The 19,851-nt window shown below is 45.9% G+C and carries 19 protein-coding genes and 1 other annotated feature; of the genes, 10 read left to right on the top strand and 9 right to left on the bottom strand.

Translation table 11 applies throughout. From position 1 onward, the window contains the following. Positions 1-46: 46 nt before the first annotated feature. On the bottom strand, positions 47-727 hold the full coding sequence (locus AC3WTP_RS00735) for a YdeI/OmpD-associated family protein (protein ID WP_492392666.1): 681 nt from the start codon (positions 725-727) through the stop codon (positions 47-49). Positions 728-938: 211 nt separating this feature from the next. On the opposite strand from AC3WTP_RS00735, the gene AC3WTP_RS00730 reads away from it, so the two are divergent. Continuing rightward, positions 939-1,568 carry a uridine kinase family protein gene (locus AC3WTP_RS00730; RefSeq protein ID WP_492392665.1) on the top strand — a complete coding sequence of 210 codons (630 nt, stop codon included), beginning with the start codon at positions 939-941 and terminating at the stop codon, positions 1,566-1,568. Between the two features lie 68 nt (positions 1,569-1,636). On the opposite strand, the gene metG is transcribed toward AC3WTP_RS00730, so the two are convergent. From metG to AC3WTP_RS00700, 6 genes are all read right to left on the bottom strand, one after another. After that, the gene (gene metG, locus AC3WTP_RS00725) at positions 1,637-3,289 is read right to left on the bottom strand and encodes a methionine--tRNA ligase (protein ID WP_492392664.1); all 1,653 of its coding nucleotides are present in this window, start codon (positions 3,287-3,289) and stop codon (positions 1,637-1,639) included. Positions 3,290-3,337: 48 nt separating this feature from the next. Further along, positions 3,338-3,600: a binding site (T-box leader), on the bottom strand. 32 nt (positions 3,601-3,632) lie between these two features. Continuing rightward, positions 3,633-4,535, bottom strand: a complete 903-nt coding sequence (locus tag AC3WTP_RS00720) for an aminoglycoside phosphotransferase family protein (RefSeq protein WP_492392663.1) — start codon at positions 4,533-4,535, stop codon at positions 3,633-3,635. A 369-nt stretch (positions 4,536-4,904) separates the two neighbouring features. Next, positions 4,905-5,465, bottom strand: a complete 561-nt coding sequence (gene ybiA / locus AC3WTP_RS00715; protein WP_492392662.1) for a riboflavin biosynthesis intermediates N-glycosidase — start codon at positions 5,463-5,465, stop codon at positions 4,905-4,907. A 19-nt stretch (positions 5,466-5,484) separates the two neighbouring features. After that, positions 5,485-6,492, bottom strand: a complete 1,008-nt coding sequence (locus tag AC3WTP_RS00710; RefSeq protein WP_492392661.1) for an AAA family ATPase — start codon at positions 6,490-6,492, stop codon at positions 5,485-5,487. Further along, a complete protein-coding gene (gene pnuC / locus AC3WTP_RS00705; RefSeq protein ID WP_492392660.1) occupies positions 6,489-7,172 on the bottom strand; it encodes a nicotinamide riboside transporter PnuC in 684 nt (227 codons plus the stop codon). Before pnuC ends, AC3WTP_RS00710 begins: the two co-directional genes overlap by 4 nt. Next, the gene (locus AC3WTP_RS00700) at positions 7,169-8,062 is read right to left on the bottom strand and encodes an NUDIX hydrolase (RefSeq protein WP_492392659.1); all 894 of its coding nucleotides are present in this window, start codon (positions 8,060-8,062) and stop codon (positions 7,169-7,171) included. The genes pnuC and AC3WTP_RS00700 overlap by 4 nt, the downstream gene beginning before the upstream one ends. 252 nt (positions 8,063-8,314) lie before the next feature. Here AC3WTP_RS00700 and AC3WTP_RS00695 point away from each other — a divergent pair, with 252 nt between their 5' ends. The 5 genes from AC3WTP_RS00695 (at position 8,315) to AC3WTP_RS00675 (ending at position 14,390) form a co-directional block, all read left to right on the top strand. Then, positions 8,315-9,871 carry a spore germination protein gene (locus tag AC3WTP_RS00695; RefSeq protein ID WP_492392658.1) on the top strand — a complete coding sequence of 519 codons (1,557 nt, stop codon included), beginning with the start codon at positions 8,315-8,317 and terminating at the stop codon, positions 9,869-9,871. Next, positions 9,868-10,968, top strand: coding sequence for a GerAB/ArcD/ProY family transporter (locus tag AC3WTP_RS00690; RefSeq protein WP_492392657.1), 1,101 nt, complete (start codon positions 9,868-9,870; stop codon positions 10,966-10,968). Before AC3WTP_RS00695 ends, AC3WTP_RS00690 begins: the two co-directional genes overlap by 4 nt. Beyond that, positions 10,965-12,077: a Ger(x)C family spore germination protein gene (locus AC3WTP_RS00685; protein ID WP_492392656.1), complete on the top strand. Its 1,113-nt coding sequence runs from the start codon at positions 10,965-10,967 to the stop codon at positions 12,075-12,077. The genes AC3WTP_RS00690 and AC3WTP_RS00685 overlap by 4 nt, the downstream gene beginning before the upstream one ends. A 103-nt stretch (positions 12,078-12,180) precedes the next feature. After that, positions 12,181-13,281: a GerAB/ArcD/ProY family transporter gene (locus AC3WTP_RS00680; protein ID WP_492392655.1), complete on the top strand. Its 1,101-nt coding sequence runs from the start codon at positions 12,181-12,183 to the stop codon at positions 13,279-13,281. Continuing rightward, entirely contained in the window at positions 13,278-14,390 is a 1,113-nt protein-coding gene (locus AC3WTP_RS00675; protein ID WP_492392654.1) for a Ger(x)C family spore germination protein, read from the top strand. The genes AC3WTP_RS00680 and AC3WTP_RS00675 overlap by 4 nt, the downstream gene beginning before the upstream one ends. Positions 14,391-14,700: 310 nt before the next feature. Here the strand turns inward: AC3WTP_RS00675 and AC3WTP_RS00670 are convergent, their stop codons facing one another. Continuing rightward, positions 14,701-15,042 (bottom strand): zinc ribbon domain-containing protein YjdM, encoded by a 342-nt coding sequence (locus tag AC3WTP_RS00670; RefSeq protein WP_492392653.1) that lies wholly within the window; start codon positions 15,040-15,042, stop codon positions 14,701-14,703. A gap of 198 nt (positions 15,043-15,240) precedes the next feature. On the opposite strand from AC3WTP_RS00670, the gene AC3WTP_RS00665 reads away from it, so the two are divergent. The 3 genes from AC3WTP_RS00665 (at position 15,241) to AC3WTP_RS00655 (ending at position 18,036) form a co-directional block, all read left to right on the top strand. Then, positions 15,241-16,530: an SPFH domain-containing protein gene (locus tag AC3WTP_RS00665; RefSeq protein WP_492392652.1), complete on the top strand. Its 1,290-nt coding sequence runs from the start codon at positions 15,241-15,243 to the stop codon at positions 16,528-16,530. A gap of 16 nt (positions 16,531-16,546) precedes the next feature. Continuing rightward, complete coding sequence (locus AC3WTP_RS00660; protein ID WP_492392651.1) at positions 16,547-17,290, top strand: hypothetical protein; 744 nt, start codon at positions 16,547-16,549, stop codon at positions 17,288-17,290. Between the two features lie 263 nt (positions 17,291-17,553). After that, the gene (locus AC3WTP_RS00655; RefSeq protein ID WP_492392650.1) at positions 17,554-18,036 is read left to right on the top strand and encodes a hypothetical protein; all 483 of its coding nucleotides are present in this window, start codon (positions 17,554-17,556) and stop codon (positions 18,034-18,036) included. A 76-nt stretch (positions 18,037-18,112) separates the two neighbouring features. Here AC3WTP_RS00655 and AC3WTP_RS00650 read toward each other — a convergent pair whose 3' ends face one another. Then, the gene (locus tag AC3WTP_RS00650; protein ID WP_492392649.1) at positions 18,113-18,859 is read right to left on the bottom strand and encodes a class I SAM-dependent methyltransferase; all 747 of its coding nucleotides are present in this window, start codon (positions 18,857-18,859) and stop codon (positions 18,113-18,115) included. Positions 18,860-19,253: 394 nt separating this feature from the next. Here AC3WTP_RS00650 and AC3WTP_RS00645 point away from each other — a divergent pair, with 394 nt between their 5' ends. After that, the gene (locus tag AC3WTP_RS00645; protein WP_492392648.1) at positions 19,254-19,832 is read left to right on the top strand and encodes a methyltransferase family protein; all 579 of its coding nucleotides are present in this window, start codon (positions 19,254-19,256) and stop codon (positions 19,830-19,832) included. Positions 19,833-19,851 lie beyond the last annotated feature (19 nt).

Here is a 19,851-nt window from a genome sequence, read left to right as displayed (position 1 = left end):
CGTCCATGCGAGCTTCATGTTTAACAGCATCCGATACAACGGCTGATTATTTATTTCTTCTATATAGATCCATTGATTTATATCCTTCGCCCAGAATAGTCTCCATCTCCAGCAAACGCTTCTCTTGCGTCTCTGCCCGCTTCGCGCTGTACACATACCGCGCCCAATCTTTCTGATAGCCGAATGTCAATTCGTTGTAGATACGCAATAGATCCTCATTGCGGCTCAAATACTGTTTAATATCGTCAACATGCACGATATAATCGTCGACGCACTGGCTCGCCTTTGAGCTCGCCGTTTTCTTCGCTTTCTTAGGCTCACACTTCAGCCCTATAACCGTAAACACTTCATTAAAGCTCACCATTCGCGAAAACTTAATGCTGCTCTCCAGCACATAGCCGTCATCATCGATCGGTATCTTCGGGAAGAAGCTGTCGCGGTCGATGTACTGCTCATATTGTTTATTATTTTTCTTCGGATAAGCAAAGAATAGATATCCCTTATCCTTGAGCAATTGGTTATCCACGACGAATCGCAATCGTTCCGCATATTCCTCTAGACTAAAAATAAACATAAAGATAAGGTCATACTTCTCTTTCTGAATAGATGCGTCATATTCCATTCCTTCAAAGTCTTGAACATCGTCAGGGAGGTTCAGAATCGCCTTTGTCGGATATTTATTCAAACTTAACTTATCAATAATAGTCTTTGTGTTCGCCTCACTCACATCCATCACTCCTTATGTTGACCGTTTCAGACTAGCCGCAATCCATCGTATAACTGCAGAATCCGCTAGGTCATGCTACATTTGTATAGTGGACATCATACCTTATTATTATAAATTCTCCATTATCCGCAGTAAACTGCTCGTCTATTAGCGGCGGCACGGGATTAGTGGATTGCTTCGCCCATCTATTGATGAACTAGGAGTGAAACATGTGGAACCTATAGAACATGGTCATCGGACACCTGCAGCAGAAGGAGCGGTACAGGACATCATACTCGAAATCAACCAACGCATCAGTCACACTATTAACACATTGGTTGTGGCGTTAGATGGAGGAAGCGGCGCAGGAAAATCGACGTTGGCTGCAGCAGTGGCCTCCGCTTTACCTGTGGAGACAACCGTCATACCGTGTGACGACTTCTTCGTTGCGACGATCGCCGATGCCGAGTGGGATATCTGTACTCCAGAGCAAAGATGCAGACAGTGCATCGATTGGCAGCGAGTGCGCCGTGAAGTGATAGAGCCGTTACTAGCAGGCCGGATCGCGGAGTATCATCCGTATTCACTGGAAGCATCGGATGGACTTGCAGCTCATCGGGTAAGCAAATTACCCGCTAAGGTGATCATTCTTGACGGAATCTACAGCGGCCTCCCCGATCTGTCTGACATCGTTAATCTCTCCATCCTCGTGAATGTGAAGCCTGAAGTCCGATATGTGAGACATAACCTGCGAGAAGGCAGTGAGGATGCGGCGTGGCATGTAAGGTGGGACCCAGCTGAGGACTACTATTTTACTAAGATTCGCCCTGCCGAGACCTTCGATCTGGTTGTCCACAATTAAAAATGACACCTGCAGCGTATAAAGCGACCACCATCTAGGCCCCGCTTTAGGTGGTCGCTCTAACGATTCTATGGCCGTCTTTGCTTCTCTAGCTGTTTGGTCTCTTCCTCAATCCGACTTACATCGATACGCTCAAACAGCAGCTCCAAGCTCTGGATCTGCCGATTAGCCGGAACTGCAACCAGCTTCCAAGCCGGTTGGTCAAGAGTCAAGAATGTTCTGATCTTCTCACAGGAAAATGGAACAAACGGCTGCAGCAAGTTAGCCAGATTCGCGATGATCTGCACACATGTATACAAAGTAGCGCCGCAAGCTTCTCGATCCGCCTTAATCTGCACCCAAGGCTGCTGTTCGTCAAAGTATTTGTTGGCTTGGCGAATAAAAGCAAATATGTGCTCAATCGCTCCCTTCAGATGTCCTCCTTCGATCAGCGCCCCTGACTCTGCATACACCTTCTCGATCTCCTCTTTCCACGCTTCGCTAAGATCGCCTTCGGGAACACGCCCCTCATACGACTTCTCGATGAACGCCAGCGTTCGGTTCACGAAGTTCCCATAGGCGCCCAGCAGCTCCCCGTTGTGGCTATAGATAAACTCTCTCCAAGAGAAGTCGGTATCCCGCTTCTCCGGACCGTTCGCGATCAGGAAGTATCGAATCGAATCCGGATGATAACGAGCCAGCACGTCTGGCACCCACACCGCCCAATTGCGGCTTGTGGAGATCTTCTTCCCTTCCAGGGTCACATATTCGCATGAAATGATCTGATCGGGCAGATGAAGCCCCCCTGCACCCAAGAGCACAGCAGGCCATATGAGTGAATGAAATGGTATGTTGTCCTTACCGTGCACGTAGTAAGCTGTGATCTGCTTCGGTTGTTCATCTTCATCCACCCAGAAGGACTCCCAGCTTCCACCTGTCTCAGCAGCCCACTGTTTACTGGCCGACAGATACCCGCTAACCGCCTCAACCCATACGTAGATCTTCTTATCTTCGAACCCTGCCACCGGAACATCGACACCCCATGTCAGATCTCTCGTCGCAGCGCGATCTTGGAGCCCTTCTTCCAAGTACCGCCCCGTCAACTGCACCGCATTGTCTCTCCAGCCCTGAGCCTTCTCTGCATATTCGGTCAATTCAGCTTGGAAACGAGACAGCGCCAAGTAATAATGCTCAGTCGGACGCTCAACAGGCGGATTGCCGCATATCTTGCAAGTCTTATCCGTTAAGTCCGCAGGGTCGAGAAGCGTCGAGCAATAATCGCATTGATCTCCGCGGGCACGGTTCCCGCACACCGGACAGGTGCCTTCAACGTATCGATCAGGTAAGAACCTTCCGTCTGTTTCGCAATACGTTTGCTGTATTGTTTTCTTGTACAAATGCCCATTGTCTAGCAGATTCAGGAACAACTCCTGGACGACTTGGTGATGAAAGGGTTGATTCGTGCGTGTGTACAGATCATAGGTGAATCCCAACCGCTCGAAGCACTCGGAGAATTCCTGATGATATCGATCTGCGATATCACCCGGAGTAACCCCCTCCTGAATTGCTTGCACGGCAACTGGCGTACCGTGACAGTCGCTGCCCGATACATAGAGCACCTTCTCTCCTTTCGCCCGATAATATCGCGCCAGCACATCTCCCGGAAGTAAGCTTGCCAATCGTCCTAGATGTAAGGATCCGTTTGCATAAGGCCATGCCCCGCCAATAAAAATATTCGCCATCGTAAAGCCCTCCTTTTTTTTATGAAAAAACAAAAAAAGCCCTCATCCCAAAGGGACGAGAGCTGTGCTCACGCGGTACCACCCAACTTTATCAATGCCTTGCAGCATTCATCTCTTCAGGTACGACGCGCTTGCGTTTATACCCTAGCACAGTAACGGATGCAGGTTCCGGCGCAGCCTACAACCGCATAGCGGCTTCGATGCGCAGCTCAGAGACCATATTCCCACGGTTATTCTTTACCCCTTTTCACCAACCGGGGCTCTCTGTAGAAAGACATCGCCATGGTACTCTTTCTCTTCTTCGCTTTTGTCGTAATTGTATTACTGGATAATATATCTCATATTATTTCCGAAAGTCAATGTCATTAGGCATAACTGCTCTCCACAGCGTGGACACACTTTCCTGAAGAAACTCCTGATTCTTCTCGATCCCCCGCCTTTTACACCAATCCACCGCACCGAATGCATCATAGAAATTGTAAAATGGCAGCACCGCTTCCAGCTCAACCATCGGACGAATCGACTCATATCCCTGAATATAAGGCAGTCTCATGCTCGGGTCCGCTTCCCATATGTATCGATTGACTTTCGTAAAGTCGATTTCCGTTGATCCGCCCCTTGCGCTCTCGTAATCAATAATCCCTGCGACCCCGTTATCGTTCACAAGAATATTGCCCAGTCGAAAGTCCATATGAACGGCACGAGGGCCGTCAGGTGCAGGCAGCGCCTTGTACACGCCGTCAAAATGAACCACGCATCTCTCGTACAATTCAGGATCCAGGATCTCCTTGCACGGTTCTTTCCATGTTTCAAATTTATCTTGAATGTACGTTCTCCAATCATTCGGCTCCAATAAGGTGTAACCTTCAGCAGTATAAGAGCCGTAACCCGGCATGGCGACCTCATGAAGTATGGCGTGATACATCCCGATCTGATATGCGAGCTTATGATCCACGGCACCTGTACATGGCACACCCTCAATCGCCGACAGCAACAAGGCGCCTGTAGTTGTGTCGTCGCCATCCCACATGTCCAATACTCTCGGAACGGGGATGACCTCTTGCAGCAGATTCAGCATCTGATATTCACGAATGAGCTTGTCCTTGTTATACGGAATCTTGGCGTACACCGTTTCTTGATTTATAAGGGTTAGCTTATACACCTCTGAACTGAAGGACTCCGGCACACCTTCAATATGCAGTACATTGAGCTTGAACTGTTCAATTACCTTCGAGATGGAATTCATCAGGGCGCCTCCTGTAATAGGTCATAACGATACGGCACAAAGGAGCTATCCCCTAGTGGTCTTCCCCACTCGGACATGCTCCTTCACAAGCTGACGGGTTGGAATAACCATCAGCGGCTTTATCTTAATGCACTTTGTACAGTTAATTTTACTCGAAATAACGGATTAGGGGGGGATAACTGCATTTTCTGCAGTTAAAATGGTGGCAACAGGCAGTCATCGCCTTGATACCCATAAATAACTGTATCTTTTGCAGTTAGCTTCCCTCCAAAAGCAATACTTTCACATTAACGGTATGAAAGGCAGTTAGCTGCTTACACGGTTGCTTCGATCTTCCTCTGAAATGCGCGAATCATGCCTCGGTTGCATCTATTCGACGCTCCCCGCTTCCAACAGCATCTGCCTAGCATCCATTAAGGCGAATCCCAATAGATTCTGACCCTTCCACAGCATCGGATTCTCAATTGATTCATGGTCCGCTGCCATTCCGATTCCCCATATCCGATCTACTGGACTCGCCTCTACCAGCACTCGATTCTTCGTACCTAATAAGAAGTCTCTAAACTGCTTATCTTGTGAAAATTTCGCGTAATTGCCGCGTACGACAATATCATATCGGTGCTGGTCCCATAGCTCCGCATCGAATCCACGCACTTGTCTCCCCAAGGCTTTAACCCGCTTAGGATCATGGGAAGCTATAATCTGATTGTATATGTTATGATCCTGAAACAGCCTTGCCTTCTCAGCCATCATATATTGTTCCGCACTGCTGTATGTGATTCCATCGAGGGTGAATCGGCATTTCCACCATTGGCTCAAGCAGCTCTTCGTGATGCTCCCATCGGCGGATGGACGATGCCCCCAGAAGAACAAAAACTTCAGCTTCATTCCCCGCTGGTAATCTTGCTGCAATTCATGCAGGAGATACATTCCGCATCCCTCCCTTTACTTATCTATTACTTCCAAAATAATTGCTGTAAGGCGTATAATCAGCCAGCACTTCATCCACCTTCCGCATGCGTTCCTCCAGACTGCCCCGCAGCGTGATGTATGGAATCCGCCGCTCCTTCAGATCCGAGATAATCTGTTTATGGAATATGTGGCGCTTCTGATCGCCGCTCCGATCCCATGTGTCGTCATATGGAATATCGTCATCACATAGGAAGAAGAGGTCGTATCGCTTTGCATTTTCCAATGCCAATCGGGTTAACAGCTCCGGCGCCCGCCCATGATAATCAAGCGCAAACATATACGTCGTGATCGCATTCGTATCGACAAACAGATAGCGATTCGCTTCAAGCAGCGCCTTCTCTTCCCGCTCGATATGCCCAACTGCGATCTCGTCGAATGCCGCTAGGCCAATTCTTCGATCCACCTGATGCTCTGTCCAGTAATCCCGACCATACTCACTAGCGAAGGTTGTCTCGTACCGCGCAGCCAGCGCTTCTGTTATCGTCGACTTCCCGGTGGACATCGCCCCTACGAACACCACCTTCGTAATGAGATCGCGGTATACAATATCGCTTATATACGACCGATGCTCATAGGGATTCGAACGGATCATTGTAGCAGAAATAGGCACCTGCGCGCGCGGTTCATCTACTCTTCTATCTATCGCCCCTAACGCTAGACTCATATGCTCGCCATAGAACTCGCTGGAGTAGAAGTGTGTGACCTGCTCACCATTTAGCAGTCCAAGAATATATTGCTCTTCTCTAATCTCGTGCTCCCTATCATTCGAGTAACCGTCTGGTCCGTCCCAAGCCTCGATCACTCTTGCCGTCGGGTACAGCTCGCGAATCCAATTCGCCCGGATTTGAAGCGGAATTGTGGTTACTTCTGTATCATAAATGACGACAATCAGTTCATCGACTTCCTTCAGCGCCGTCTCGATCATGAATTGATGGCCCTTATGAAGCGGAGCAAATTTTCCTAATGTTAATCCTAACGTCTTCATAACGCCGCCTCCCTAGCACCCTTGCTCCAATTGTAGTAACCGTAGATCGCATTGATTAAGTAGGCGCTCCACATCACGATCATCAGCATGCCGTCCGGACTGCCATCGAGCGTTCGAATGATCCATAACAGCACGGTAAATATATTCAGAATGATATAGACCAACCATTGTTCCTTATATCGTCTTACCATTAGAAACGTAGCGATGATCGAGAGAATGGTCGTTGTTGCATCAATGTACGGTGAATTCTGAGTTGGAATAAAGGACAGCCCGAAGCCGAGTCCTGCGCTGCCGACCACACACGCGATGATTACCATAAGCACGCCTCGGATGTTCATTTGCCGCATTGCTAGCTTGCCGCCATGTTGATGCTTCTTCCACATGATGAACCCGATCACATTCATCGGAACGAAGAACAGCAGGTTCAGCATCACTTCTCCGAATAGTCCGTTCGTATACGACAGATAGGCATAGCCGAATGTATTATACATACCGAATACATATGTCATCAGGTTACCCTTAGCCGCCAGCATGACGCACCACACACCTGTGAAGAATACCGTGAATCCAAACAGCGAGTCCTTCGTCAATACCGTCAATACAATAGCTACGCTGGAGAACAGCGCTAACCATACCATTTCATACAGATTCCAGCCTCTCCAGCTCCATCTGTCATTCATCCTAATCCCTCCATGTTCCGTTTGAATAATCGCGAAGGTCGATGCCCTGCATGCTGAGTGTACTGATCTGTCTCGATGACGAGCTCCGCGATCTTGCGTCTGAAGTTCGCCTTCAACAGCTCTTTATCCAATAGGATCTCGTATACCTTCTGAAGCTCCGTTAAGGTGAACAGCGCGGGCATGAGATTGAAAGCAATATTCGTGTATTCCACCTTGCCCCTCAGTCGTTCGATAGCATAGGCAATGATCTTGGCATGGTCAAATGCAATCTGATTCGATGCCGCCACGGAATAGTCAGTCGTTACAGCAAATTCAGCAGCCGTCTTCGTGCATACGATCTCTGCTTCGAGTCGTATGTCGCCGTGGGACAGGGTTAAGAGCCAGTTCGATTGCTTTACACTGCCCGTTGGCAGCATCTCCTTCACTTCTCGCAGGAGCTTATATTGGACATCGAACCATGCGACGTCAGAGGCATCATCGCCTGCCTGAATCGTAAGCTTGCTGCTGTCCACCAGCGCCAAGTAGGAGCAAGAGATGACCCACGTTCTCGGGTCGCGGCCAGGGTCACTGAACGTGTACAGCTGCTCCAGATATACATCGCTAACCCCGGTCTCCTCCGCAAGCTCCCGCTGGGCAGCCTGCTCCGTCGTCTCGTGGGGTTTAACGAACCCTCCGGCAAGCGCCCACTGTCCGATGTAGGGATGCTCGCCGCGCTTAATCATGAGCAGCTTCAAGCTCTTCTCCGGCAGCTTCCGATAGTTGTCTTCCTCCTCGCTAGAAACAGTGAACACCGCTATGTCTGTGGCAACGGAGGGGCGTTCATACTCTCCTGCATCATACTGCTTCAGGAATTCCGCTTCCGTTAGCCCTTGTTTATTAAGTGGTTCCATGGCAAGCACCTCTTATTATCATTTTGATATTATCAATTGGTTAATAACAATGTAACATATGATCATTCACCAATCAAGCCATATTTTTCTAAGTAGCGAGCTAGATGATGAGGCAACAAAAAAACGCCCAGCATACCACTGAGCGCCCTAACGGAGCAACCACTGATTAAAGGTATTATTCCACCCCTTTCTGGAAAACCTTGATGGTATCATTCAATATCTAACAGACAGCTCAGGACAGGGTGATTACATATGTTTTCGTTAATAAAGCGATTGATGGGAGAACGCAATACAAAGTATCAAGCACCTAATAACAGCAGCTCTTCTCAGCAGACTGTTCCTATTAGCTCCGAACTTACCGCTAATTTAATCCACCTTAAGCAATTGTTCGATCTAACTCCAGAATTGGTCATTCGTCCGATCCAAGCCGACCAAGCAGGAACTAATCATGCATCGCTTGTATACTTGGACAACATGGTCGATAAGCAAGCGATTAACAACAACATCCTTCGTGAACTGATTCACGGAACATCAGAACAGCAGATTCAAGCACCCCAGGTCAGTCTGGGCAGCATTCTTGACGTATCGGATTGGAATCAGATTGAAGATGCCATTCTGCAAGGGGATAGTGTGCTATTTATCGATGGGCAGACCCATGCCAGTATCTATGCTACGAAGGGAGGTCCTCAGAGGAGCGTCGAGGACTCTAAGATTGAAGCATCTCTTCGCGGGGCTCATCTAGGCTTTGTCGAATCAGGGAGTCAAAATATCGCACTGATTCGCAGATATATCCCTAACCGAGAACTCAAGATCAAAGAGCTTACCGTAGGCCGACGCGGTAAAACAAAAGTCTCGATATTATATTTGGCTGATGTGGCTAACCCAACTCTACTCGAGGAACTTGAAAAGAGAATTAATCAAATTGATGTAGATGCCATTACCAATACAGGCGAGTTAGCGGAATTCATTGAGGATAATACGTATTCACCTTTTCCTCAGCTCCTGTTAACAGAGAGACCAGACACATCCGCAGCCAATATTCTGGAAGGCAAATTCATTGTTGTTGTAGACCGATCTCCCTCGGTAATGGTTGCTCCTGCAAGCTTTATCTCTTTCTTTCAAAGTGTGGATGATTACAATAGCCGATGGCTCATTGCTTCATTTATTCGAATTCTCCGTTTCTTTGCTCTAGGAGTTGCTCTGTTCTTGCCTGCAACGTATATTGCGTTGATCTCATTCAATTATGAGGTAATTCCGGTGCAGTTCATTCTATCGATTGCCCAGACAAGAGCGGTTGTTCCATTCCCGCCATTCTTTGAGGCTATTCTAATGGAAATTACGATCGAAATGATGAGAGAAGCGAGCATTCGACTGCCTACTGCCATCGGTCAAACCATCGGCATAGTAGGAGGTATCGTTATCGGTCAGGCTGCTGTGCAAGCAGGACTTGTCAGCAATATTATGGTCATTATCGTTGCTACTACAGCGATCGCATCCTTTATTATTCCTAACTATGATATGGGTGCGGCAATTCGGCTGCTTCGGTTCCCTATGATGATATTAGCTTCCATGTTCGGAATTGTGGGGATTGTTACGGGAGCAATCATCTTGACTGTACATTTCGTATCTCTTGAATCGTTGGGAACCCCTTATGGAAGCCCTTTGGCACCGTGGAGAATTGCTAATATGAAGGATGCATTTATTCGTCTTCCTATATGGAAGATGAGTAAACGTCCTGAAAGTAAAGGCAACCTGCAATCCGTCAGACAGAACAGTCAGAACAGCCAGCGAGGTGAAGAGAACTCATGAAAAAATATGGGCTTAGTGATATCACTTTCATGCAATTTGTCTTTATCATACACGGGACCCAAGTGGGAATTGGAATGTTTGCTCTTCCCAAGTTTCTAGCTGAACAAGCTGGTACAGATGGCTGGATCTCCCTTGTCCTTGGCTGGCTCATTAACGTAATTGCCGGTATCATCATTGTGCTGATATTTAGAAGATATCCCGATGATACACTAGCGGATCTAATGATCCGCTTATTCGGTAAGTTTATCGGAAAGGTGCTCCTCATTCCATTTATCCTTTACTTTTCATTTTTCACCTATAACTTACTCACATTGACGATGCTATACGTTAAACAATGGTTTCTGCCTCTCACTCCCGATTATCTGGTCATGACCTTATTGACAATTCCTGGTTTTTTTATAGCTGGAAAAGGGATTCGTATATTAGGTCGGTATAGTGAGCTGGTTTTTTACATGTTCATCCTGATGTTCTTATTCTTGCTGGTTCCTTTGAAGGACAGCCACTGGATTAATCTGCTTCCGTTCGTCAAGGAAGGTTGGGGACCTATATTAAAAGGAGCGCAAGCGGCTACCTATTCCTTCCTCGGCTTCGAGGTCATATTTTTCATATACCCTTTGCTGCAGACAAAACATCTCGCTATTCGCGGAGTCGTCATTGCCAATACCATCACAATTATCATATATCTGGCAGTCACCTTGATTTGCTTTGCCTTTTTTAGTCCTGACGAGATCACATCCTATAATCAGCCCGTGTTCAACTTGTTGAAAAATATCGAATTCCACTTTCTCGAGCGTTTTGACATGGTTTTTTTGGCTATATATTTGTTCGTAGTTACGACCTCTTGGATGCCATATATGATGGGAATGGCCATTAATACTGCTCATTTGCTTGGGAAAAAAGATTCTAGTTCTTTCGGTGCTCTATTGTTGTTGCTGATCATCATACTCATCTACTTCCGTCATCCTTCATGGCATCAGACAGAACAAGCGATCACGTTCATTAGTAAATCAGGGTATGGAATCTCCTATATATTTCCTCTCCTGCTTTACCTATATATAAGTGTGCTTAATTCCTTACAACGGAGTGAATCCCAGTGAAGCGTGTTTGCTTATATAGTCTACTGTTGTCACTATTCCTCCTTTCAGGCTGTGTAGATCGAATCGATATTGAAGATATATCACTATCCTTGTTATTAGGAATAGACCTCGATGATGAGAACAACCTTATTATTTCATCATCGAGTCCTGTCTTTCATAAGGAAGCCATCGAGAAGCAAGAGACGACTGTCGTTAAGGCCATCTCGATCAGACAATCAAGACAAGAATTCGATTCCACCATCACAGCCTTGACGAGTCGAAGCAAGGTACAAGTTATACTCATTGGCAAGCGAGTGTTTGAGCATGAGGATTGGTTCAATCTCCTGGATACCATTTATAGGGATGGAAGGAATCCATCATTGTCCACTGTTGTCATGGTAGATGGTCGAGTTGCGGACATCTTCTCACTTAAACCTAAAGACAAACCGCGTCTCCCTGTATATTTGATGAACCTAATTAATTCTTCCCTTAAAGTAAACATTACCGTTAATACATCACTTCAAAAGCTTCGTCGTCAATATATGGAAAAAGGGGTAACTCCCAGCATAACTGCGTTTAAGCCAGATAGTGATGTTAAAGTAACGGGCACAGCACTATTGGATGAATCGGGCATATATAAAATGACCCTCAATCCTAATCAAAATATGCTCTTACGAATCTTGCGGCATGAAACGGATGGCTTGTTCACGTTTACCCTTACTCTGCCAGATCAGCATAATAAGGGTTTATTCCACGAAAATAGATTAAGCTTCTACCCTGAAAAGATCAGTGTCAAGACAAAGACAGATTACGTGGATGACCGATTTACATTCAATGTTGGAGTAAAGATGAAAATTATCGTGAATGAGCGCCTATTCGACTTTGAAGACAAGAATGGCATTCATGAGTTGGAACAACAAATTCAAGACGAGCTCAAGAAGAAATTTGAGTTGCTGATTAAGAAGATTCAAGCCGCGGAGATCGATCCGATTGGACTTGGCCCGTTTGCAAGAGCCTATGAATATGTGCAATGGAAAAAAGTGCAGGATGATTGGGGCGCGGCTTTATCTAAGGCAGATGTCCATGTAAACGTAAAGGTAGCGATCAACGGTATGGGAACAATCAAGTAGCTATTCGATAAAATCGATAGCTATCTACAATGAGCAAACGACCTGAAAGTAAAGGCAACCTGCAATCCGTCAGACAGAACAGCCAGCGAGGTGAAGAGAACTCATGAAAAAATATGGACTTAGTGATATCACTTTCATGCAATTTGTCTTTATCATACACGGAACCCAAGTGGGGATCGGCATATTTTCTCTTCCTAAGGTTCTGGCTGAACAAGCTGGCACAGACGGTTGGATCTCTCTTATCCTTGGCTGGGTTATTAATGCAACGGCCAGTATCATCATCGTGCTGATATTTAGAAGATATCCCGATGATACATTAGCGGATCTGACGATCCGCTTATTCGGTACGTTTATCGGAAAGGTTCTCCTCATTCCATATATCCTTTACTTTGCATTTTTCACCTATAGCTTACTCACATTGACGATGCTATACGTTAAACAATGGTTTCTGCCTCTCACTCCCGATTATCTGGTTATGATCTTATTAGCAATCCCAGGGTTTTTTATAGCTGGAAAAGGGATACGTATATTGGGTCGGTATTGTGAGCTGGTCTTTTATATGTTTATTCCGGTGTTCTTATTCTTACTGGTTCCTTTGAAAGACAGCCACTGGATTAATCTGCTGCCATTCGTCAAGGAAGGCTGGGGACCTATATTTAAGGGAGCGCAAGCGGCCACCTTTTCCTTCCTCGGCATCGAGGTCATATTTTTCATATACCCTTTTCTGCAGAAAAAGCATCTCGCTATTCGCGGAGTCGTCATTGCCAATACCATTACATTTTTCTTATATCTAGCAGTCACCTTGATTTGCTTTGCCTTTTTTAGTCCTGACGAGATCACATCCTATAATCAGCCTGTGTTCAACTTGTTGAAAAATATCGAATTTCACTTTCTCGAGCGCTTTGACATGGTTTTCTTGGCTCTATATTTGTTCGTGGTTACGACTGCATGGATTCCATATATGCATGGTATGGCTTTCTTCACTGCTCATTTGCTTGGAAAAAAAGATTCTAGTTCTTTCGGTGCCCTATTGTTGCTGCTGATCATCATACTCATCTACTTCCTTCATCCTTCATGGCAGCAGACAGAACAAGTGATCACGTTCATTAGTAAGGCAGGGAATGGGACCGCCTATGTATTTCCTATCCTGCTTTTCCTATATATAAGTGTGCTTAATTCCTTACAACGGAGTGAATCCAAGTGAAACGTGTTTGCTTATATGGTCTACTGTTGTCACTATTCCTCCTTTCTGGATGTGTAGATCGCATCGACATTGAAAACATATCACTTTCCTTATTATTAGGAATAGACCTTGATGATGAGAACAACCTTATTGTTTCATCATCGAGTCCAGTCTTTCAGAAGGAAGCCATCGAGAAGGAAGAGACGACTGTCGTTAAGGCCATCTCGATCAGACAATCAAGACAAGAATTCGATGCCACCATCACAGCCTTGACAAGTCGAGGCAAGGTTCAAGTCTTACTCATTGGCAAGCGAGTGTTTGAGCATGAGGATTGGTTCAATCTCCTGGATACCGTTTATAGGGATGGAAAGAACTCATCATTAACTAGTGTTGTCCTTGTAGATGGTCGCGTTGCGGATATCTTCACACTTAAACCTAAAGACAAACCGCGTCTCCCTGTATATTTGATGAACCTGATTAATACTTCCCATAAACGAAACATAACCGTTAAAACATCACTTCAAGAGCTTCGTCGTCAATATATGGAAAAAGGAGTAACTCCCAGTATTACTGAGTTTAAACGAGACAGTGATGTTAAAGTAACGGGCACAGCGTTATTGGATGAATCGGGTATATATAAAATGACCCTCAATGATGATCAAACCATGCTCTTAAGAATCTTACAGCATGAAACGGATGGCTTATTCACGTTTACCATTACTCTGCCAGATCAGCATAATGGGGGGTTATTCCACGAAAATAGAATGAGCTTCTTCCCAGATAAGATCAGTGTCAAGACAAAGGCTGATTATGAGGATGGCAGGTTTATATTCAATGTAGGAGTTAATATGAAAATTATCGTGAACGAGTTCCTATTCGACTACGATTACAAGAGAGGCATGCATGAGTTGGAACGACAAATTCAAGACGAGCTCCAGAAGAAATTTGAGCTACTGATTAAGAAGTTTCAAGACGCGGAGATCGATCCGATCGGACTTGGCCCGTATGCGAGAGCCTATGAATATGCGCAATGGAAAAAAGTTCAGGATGATTGGGGTGAAGTTTTATCTAATGCTGATATCAAGGTAAATGTAAAGGTAAAGGTCAACGGCACGGGAACAATCAAGTAGCTATTCGATAAAATCGATAGCTATCTACAAGGGCCGGGAGCGGACACACGAGCCGCTATTTGCAGCAAACGCCGCTAATTCGCCATACTAGCGGACCCTGTGTCCGTTCAAGGACGGGTCATACGGCCTTGCTGTCACCGTATGTGCTATCGGATAAAAAAACCGCTTATCCAGTATCATCGACTGGGTGAGCGGTTTCTTATTGGTGTAGAAACAAAGAAGGGTTGTCCCAAAAGACATGAGAAAAATGACTTTTAGGACAACCTCTTATCTATTTTAACCTTGTGATTCAGGGGTTTGAATGCGATGCCTATACCTTTTTCACAAATTCTGACTTGAGCTTCATGGCTCCAAATCCATCAATCTTGCAATCAATATCGTGATCTCCATCAACCAAGCGGATATTTCTCACCTTCGTGCCTATCTTAAGGGTTGAAGAGCTTCCCTTTACTTTAAGATCTTTGATAACCGTTACCGTATCGCCGTCATTCAAGACGTTGCCGTTCGCGTCTCTGACAACCTTGATATCTTCATGATGGCCGCTGTCAGTTTCCGGGTTCCACTCATGCGCACATTCCGGGCAAACCAACAAGCTTCCATCTTCGTAGGTGTATTCGGAGTTGCATTTGGGACAATTAGGCAGATTAGACATGTGATCAATTCCTCCATTCTTTACTGTTTATTCTAACATATACGAAATGTTTATTTATTTCCTTTTATAGGAATATACTTCGAGTTAGTATATAAAATATATTCCCCGAATACTCCATATTTGAGTCGAAATATGACCTAGGTCGTATTACAATATATTGGATAGGCAATTTATAGAATTGTGAGAGGGGTTATATGCATGGCAATCATAGATGTCGTCAAATTCAATGGCCCTGCAGGTGTTCTGGCCTGGAAATATCCAAGCGAGGAACTTGCAACATGGACACAGCTCATCGTCAACGAGTCTCAAGAAGCGATCTTCTTTAAGGGCGGTAAAGCGCTGGATTCGTTCGGAGCTGGACGACACACCTTATCTACTCAGAATATTCCGCTGCTGTCCTCCTTCGTTAATCTACCGTTTGGGGGCAAGTCGCCATTTGCTGCTGAAGTTTGGTTCATTAATAAAGCACACTCTCTAGATATCAAATGGGGTACGCCATCCCCTATTCAACTACAGGACCCTAAGTACCAGCTCCCCGTCTCCGTTAGAGGATTCGGGCAATATGGCGTACAGATCGAGAATGCGCGGCAGTTTCTCATTAAGCTGAATGGCACACTTCGTGTATTTGATTATGACACGTTAGGGAAATACTTTAACGGCATTCTTATGATGAACATCAATAAGTACATATCAAGCTACCTTGTACATAAAAAGATTAGCGTCTTGGACATTAATGCGTACGTCGAAGATATCTCGAAGCATATGCAGGAAAGCGTAGGTCCTGTATTCGCAGAGTATGGCATTCGACTCCTTAACTTCAATGTGCTCTCTATCAACGTTCCTGACGACGACCCGGCCACTATGCGGTTGAAGGATGCACTGGCTAAGCGTGCGGAGATGGATATACTCGGCTATACCTATCAGCAGGAACGGACGTTTGACACGCTCGAAGGAGCAGCGAAGAGCCCCGGCACCGGTTCTTCCATCATGGATGCAGGAATCGGCGCGGCAATGGGCTTCGGCATGGCGCAACCGATCGGCGGCATGTTCTCACAATTGGCTAACCAGATGACTACTTCCAGTCAGCAGCGCATCTGTGCCAAGTGTCAGACAGCAAACCACTCGGACGCCCGTTTCTGTTCGGGCTGCGGGAGCTCCTTGGTGGTCGAAGCGCCAGCCGCAAGCACGCTTTCCTGCAATAGCTGCGGTCAGCCGATGTCACCTAACTCCAAGTTCTGTCCGCACTGCGGCGATGCATATCATGCTTGTCCGCACTGCAAAGCTGATAATCCGAAGGATGCACGCAGCTGCACTCGATGTGGAACTCCATTAGGTGTTCCATGTCCTCAATGCAGTGCGATGGTAGCGCCAAATGCGAAGTTCTGCCCCGAATGCGGATCAAGCACGACACTGCAATGCGGGCAATGTCAGACCGAGGTACAGCCTGGGCAGAAGTTCTGCCTTGAATGTGGACATAGGCTGATCTAATAGGGAGGGAAATAGAGTGAATCGATTCCGTTATCCAGGACTAGTAACTGCCTTATTCGTATTTGTATTCATCATTACATTGGCTATATTTCTAGCACTCGGTTTACCAACTATGTTTCAGCCACATTGGTGGATATCCCTTGCTTCATTGCTGTTGGTTGAGCTTATAGCATATGTCTATTCGATGTTCTGGGCACGCAATAGTAATCAAGTGAATCAGCAAGTTCCAGGCAATCTTGCAATCGGCACCGTTATTGGATTGTACACCGCAGTCGTAATTGCGAATATCTTGCTGTTCTGGCTGGTATGGGAGACAGCTATTATCACGTATCTCACGATTCAGATCATAACAGCCGCCGTTGCTGCAATCGGAATTATCATTGCCATCATGGGTCGGAACTATATAAGTGATCAAGACACGGAAGTTAAGAATCAGACCGAGTTGATGCAGCAGATTAAGCTAATCGTATCCTCTGTGGCATACGAGCTGTCAGAGCTTCATGATACGGAACTCGCGGACATCAAACGCAAGGTTATACGCTTGGAAGAACAGGTGAAGTATAGCGATCCTGTCAGTCATCCATCTATAGTTCCCTTAGAAGAGAGCATGCTGTGGCAGGCCAGTGAGCTTCAGAGATGTGTGCTGAATATACGGAACAACAATCAAGGCGACTATCAGACTGAGCTGCCGTATAGATTGATTCAAGATATTCTCAGTGACTTGAACAAGCGCAATCAGCAGCTGTTGACACTAAAGTAAGGGGGATATAGATGGGTCCGGATAATAAACCTTCGATTAGTAACTTAGCTGTAATTCTATGGCTCATATTCTTTTTTCCAGTAGGGATACTTCTCATCCTTATACGCTTATTGAGGCATCTGAATTATACACATCTGAAGATACTGGATATTAAGATGTTAGCGAACTTTCTCCTAGTTTTTTTTGTAATCCTTAGTTTCCCCTTAGCGATGGGCTTTGATCAGTATCTGCAAGAGCATAGTAAAGATGCATGGGCATATATTATGATTTGGCTGTTTTTTGGATTACCCTGCTTCTTGTGTTACTACTTGGCATACCGCATGAACAAAGGATTAACCGGACGATTTAAGCAATATCATTCTCTTATCTATACGCAGCGCGTGACCTATATTCATGAGATATCGGAATATGTGAAGAAGCGGCCTGCCGTAGTCATCAATGAGCTCAGACGCATGGCCTACCTTCGGCAGCTCCCAGATGTCTTAATTGATCCTTCATCCATGCACGTACAAGTAAGGGGAGCACAACGGATGGAGGATCATTCGGAGTGGATAGACGATCTTCAGGGTACAATCGAGGCTGCTTTCACCGCGGTCTTTACAGAACCAAAAGCTGCGGCACCGAAAGCCGCAGAACCACAGCTGCCTAAGACGATATCCTGCTATGGATGCGGTTCTAAGACACAGCTGAAGCCTGGAGAGAGCAAGGAATGTGAGTACTGCGGCTCATTACTGCATTACGCATAAGCCGAATACCTATGGATTAGCAAGAAGAGGGATGCTGGAGCTAACGCTCCGACATCCCTCTATGTTTGATCACCTATTATGTTCGCGCAACAATCATGAAGCGTTTAGAGTTCGTTCGAATTCCCTTGTTCGTTGAATGATCCTTGATGAATTGATCCAGTACAGCAAAGTCATCTTCTCGACTGCCGAAGTCTGAAACGATCGGAGTGTGCTTCAATAGAAACAAGAGATCCTCGTATGTTTCGTAATATTCCACAGCATCATATTCGTACGATTGGATCTCACGAAATCCCGCTTCATGTAGCTCAGTCATATTCTTCTTCATGAGTGCCCCGTCTTCAACAGCTATTCGTCTTCTTCCAAATGCTTGGACGAGGTTCAGCTTATCATGCTCACTCACTTGCTGTGTCAGGAACACTCCGCCATCTACTAAGACACGAGCTGCTTCTGATGCGCAGAATGGCGAGTGCCGGCAAGATACGACGTTGAAGAATCTCTCTGGGAACACGAGCTCGCTGGCGTCCATCTGCAGGATGCGTACATTCGATACGCTGGAGCTGCGCACATTAGCATGCGCGGCCTCCACCATTCCTGCTGAATTATCGACTCCTACTAGCAGCATGGCGGCATCTGCCATAGACAGCAGCGCTTCCCCGCCGCCAGTTCCGATATCGAGCAAGATGTCCGACTTCTTGCATCTGCGGGATACTTCTTGTTGAAAGTCCCACGCCGCTCCTTCCGATCTGCACTTTACCTTGCTGAAGTTCCATCCATTTAATTTTCCGACGCGGTCATAAAAGGCTCTGTATTCTACTTCATTCATCTATTCTCAATCCTCTCCATGAAATAAACAAAGCCAAAGGAGTATAGCGCTGCCGAATAGGAGCCGATGATTGTTCATCAGTCTCGTTATTCAGACAACCCTCGATATCCCTTGGCTAGAAATATAAGGGATGACAACCAACACCATTCAACGTTATAGTTTTCATATGATCAAAAGGGCATAGAACCCCCTTGATAGCTGGTACGCGTGTTATCCAGCCCGAAAACTATATACCTCGAACGATACGGAACGACATCCCATTCACCTCATTAGAAAAGATTATTTATAGTATATTGGCAGGCATGGCGTTATACAAGGACTTTTTGCGTAACTGCACGGTTTGTGGATTAATCCTAGCTATAGAATCTCATTTTATTCAATGGAGGGTTTGAACATGCTGCTTATATCCGGGTTGATCGTCTGGTGTCTCTTCTATGGAAGCTATATGCTCAAGATGATGCTGCAGAGACAGAAAGGGATATCGACCGATCGAATGGGCAAAGGCAAGAAGGAGCGCAAGACGTTTATCATCGAGGCCGTACTTAAAGCAGCTACATATGCATTAGCCGCCGCACAGATCATTAGCATCCTACTCGATACATCTCTCGTCTCTAATCCGACTGTTCGTTGGGCGGGTATTGGCATTGCACTGCTAGGAACAATCGTGTTCATCACCGCGATGTCGACGATGAAGAGCAGCTGGCGTGCTGGCGTTGATGAAACGCAGCAGACGAATATGATCACTACTGGCATCTATCGTTTTAGTCGCAATCCCGCATTCTTAGGCTTTGATCTGTTATACATCGGTCTAGGATTAGCTTATTCCAATATCGCGCTTATACTGTTGAGTGTGCTTACCATCGTTATGCTTCATCTTCAGATCTTGGAGGAAGAAAGATTTCTGCCCAAGGCCTTCGGGAACGAGTACATAGACTATAAACATAAAACGGGGCGCTACTTTTGGCTAATATAAACAGGAGGCTGTCATGCAT

The organism is Paenibacillus sp. EB106-04-04-XG159, assembly GCF_058791835.1.
This window is presented reverse-complemented; position numbering and strand designations above follow the sequence as displayed.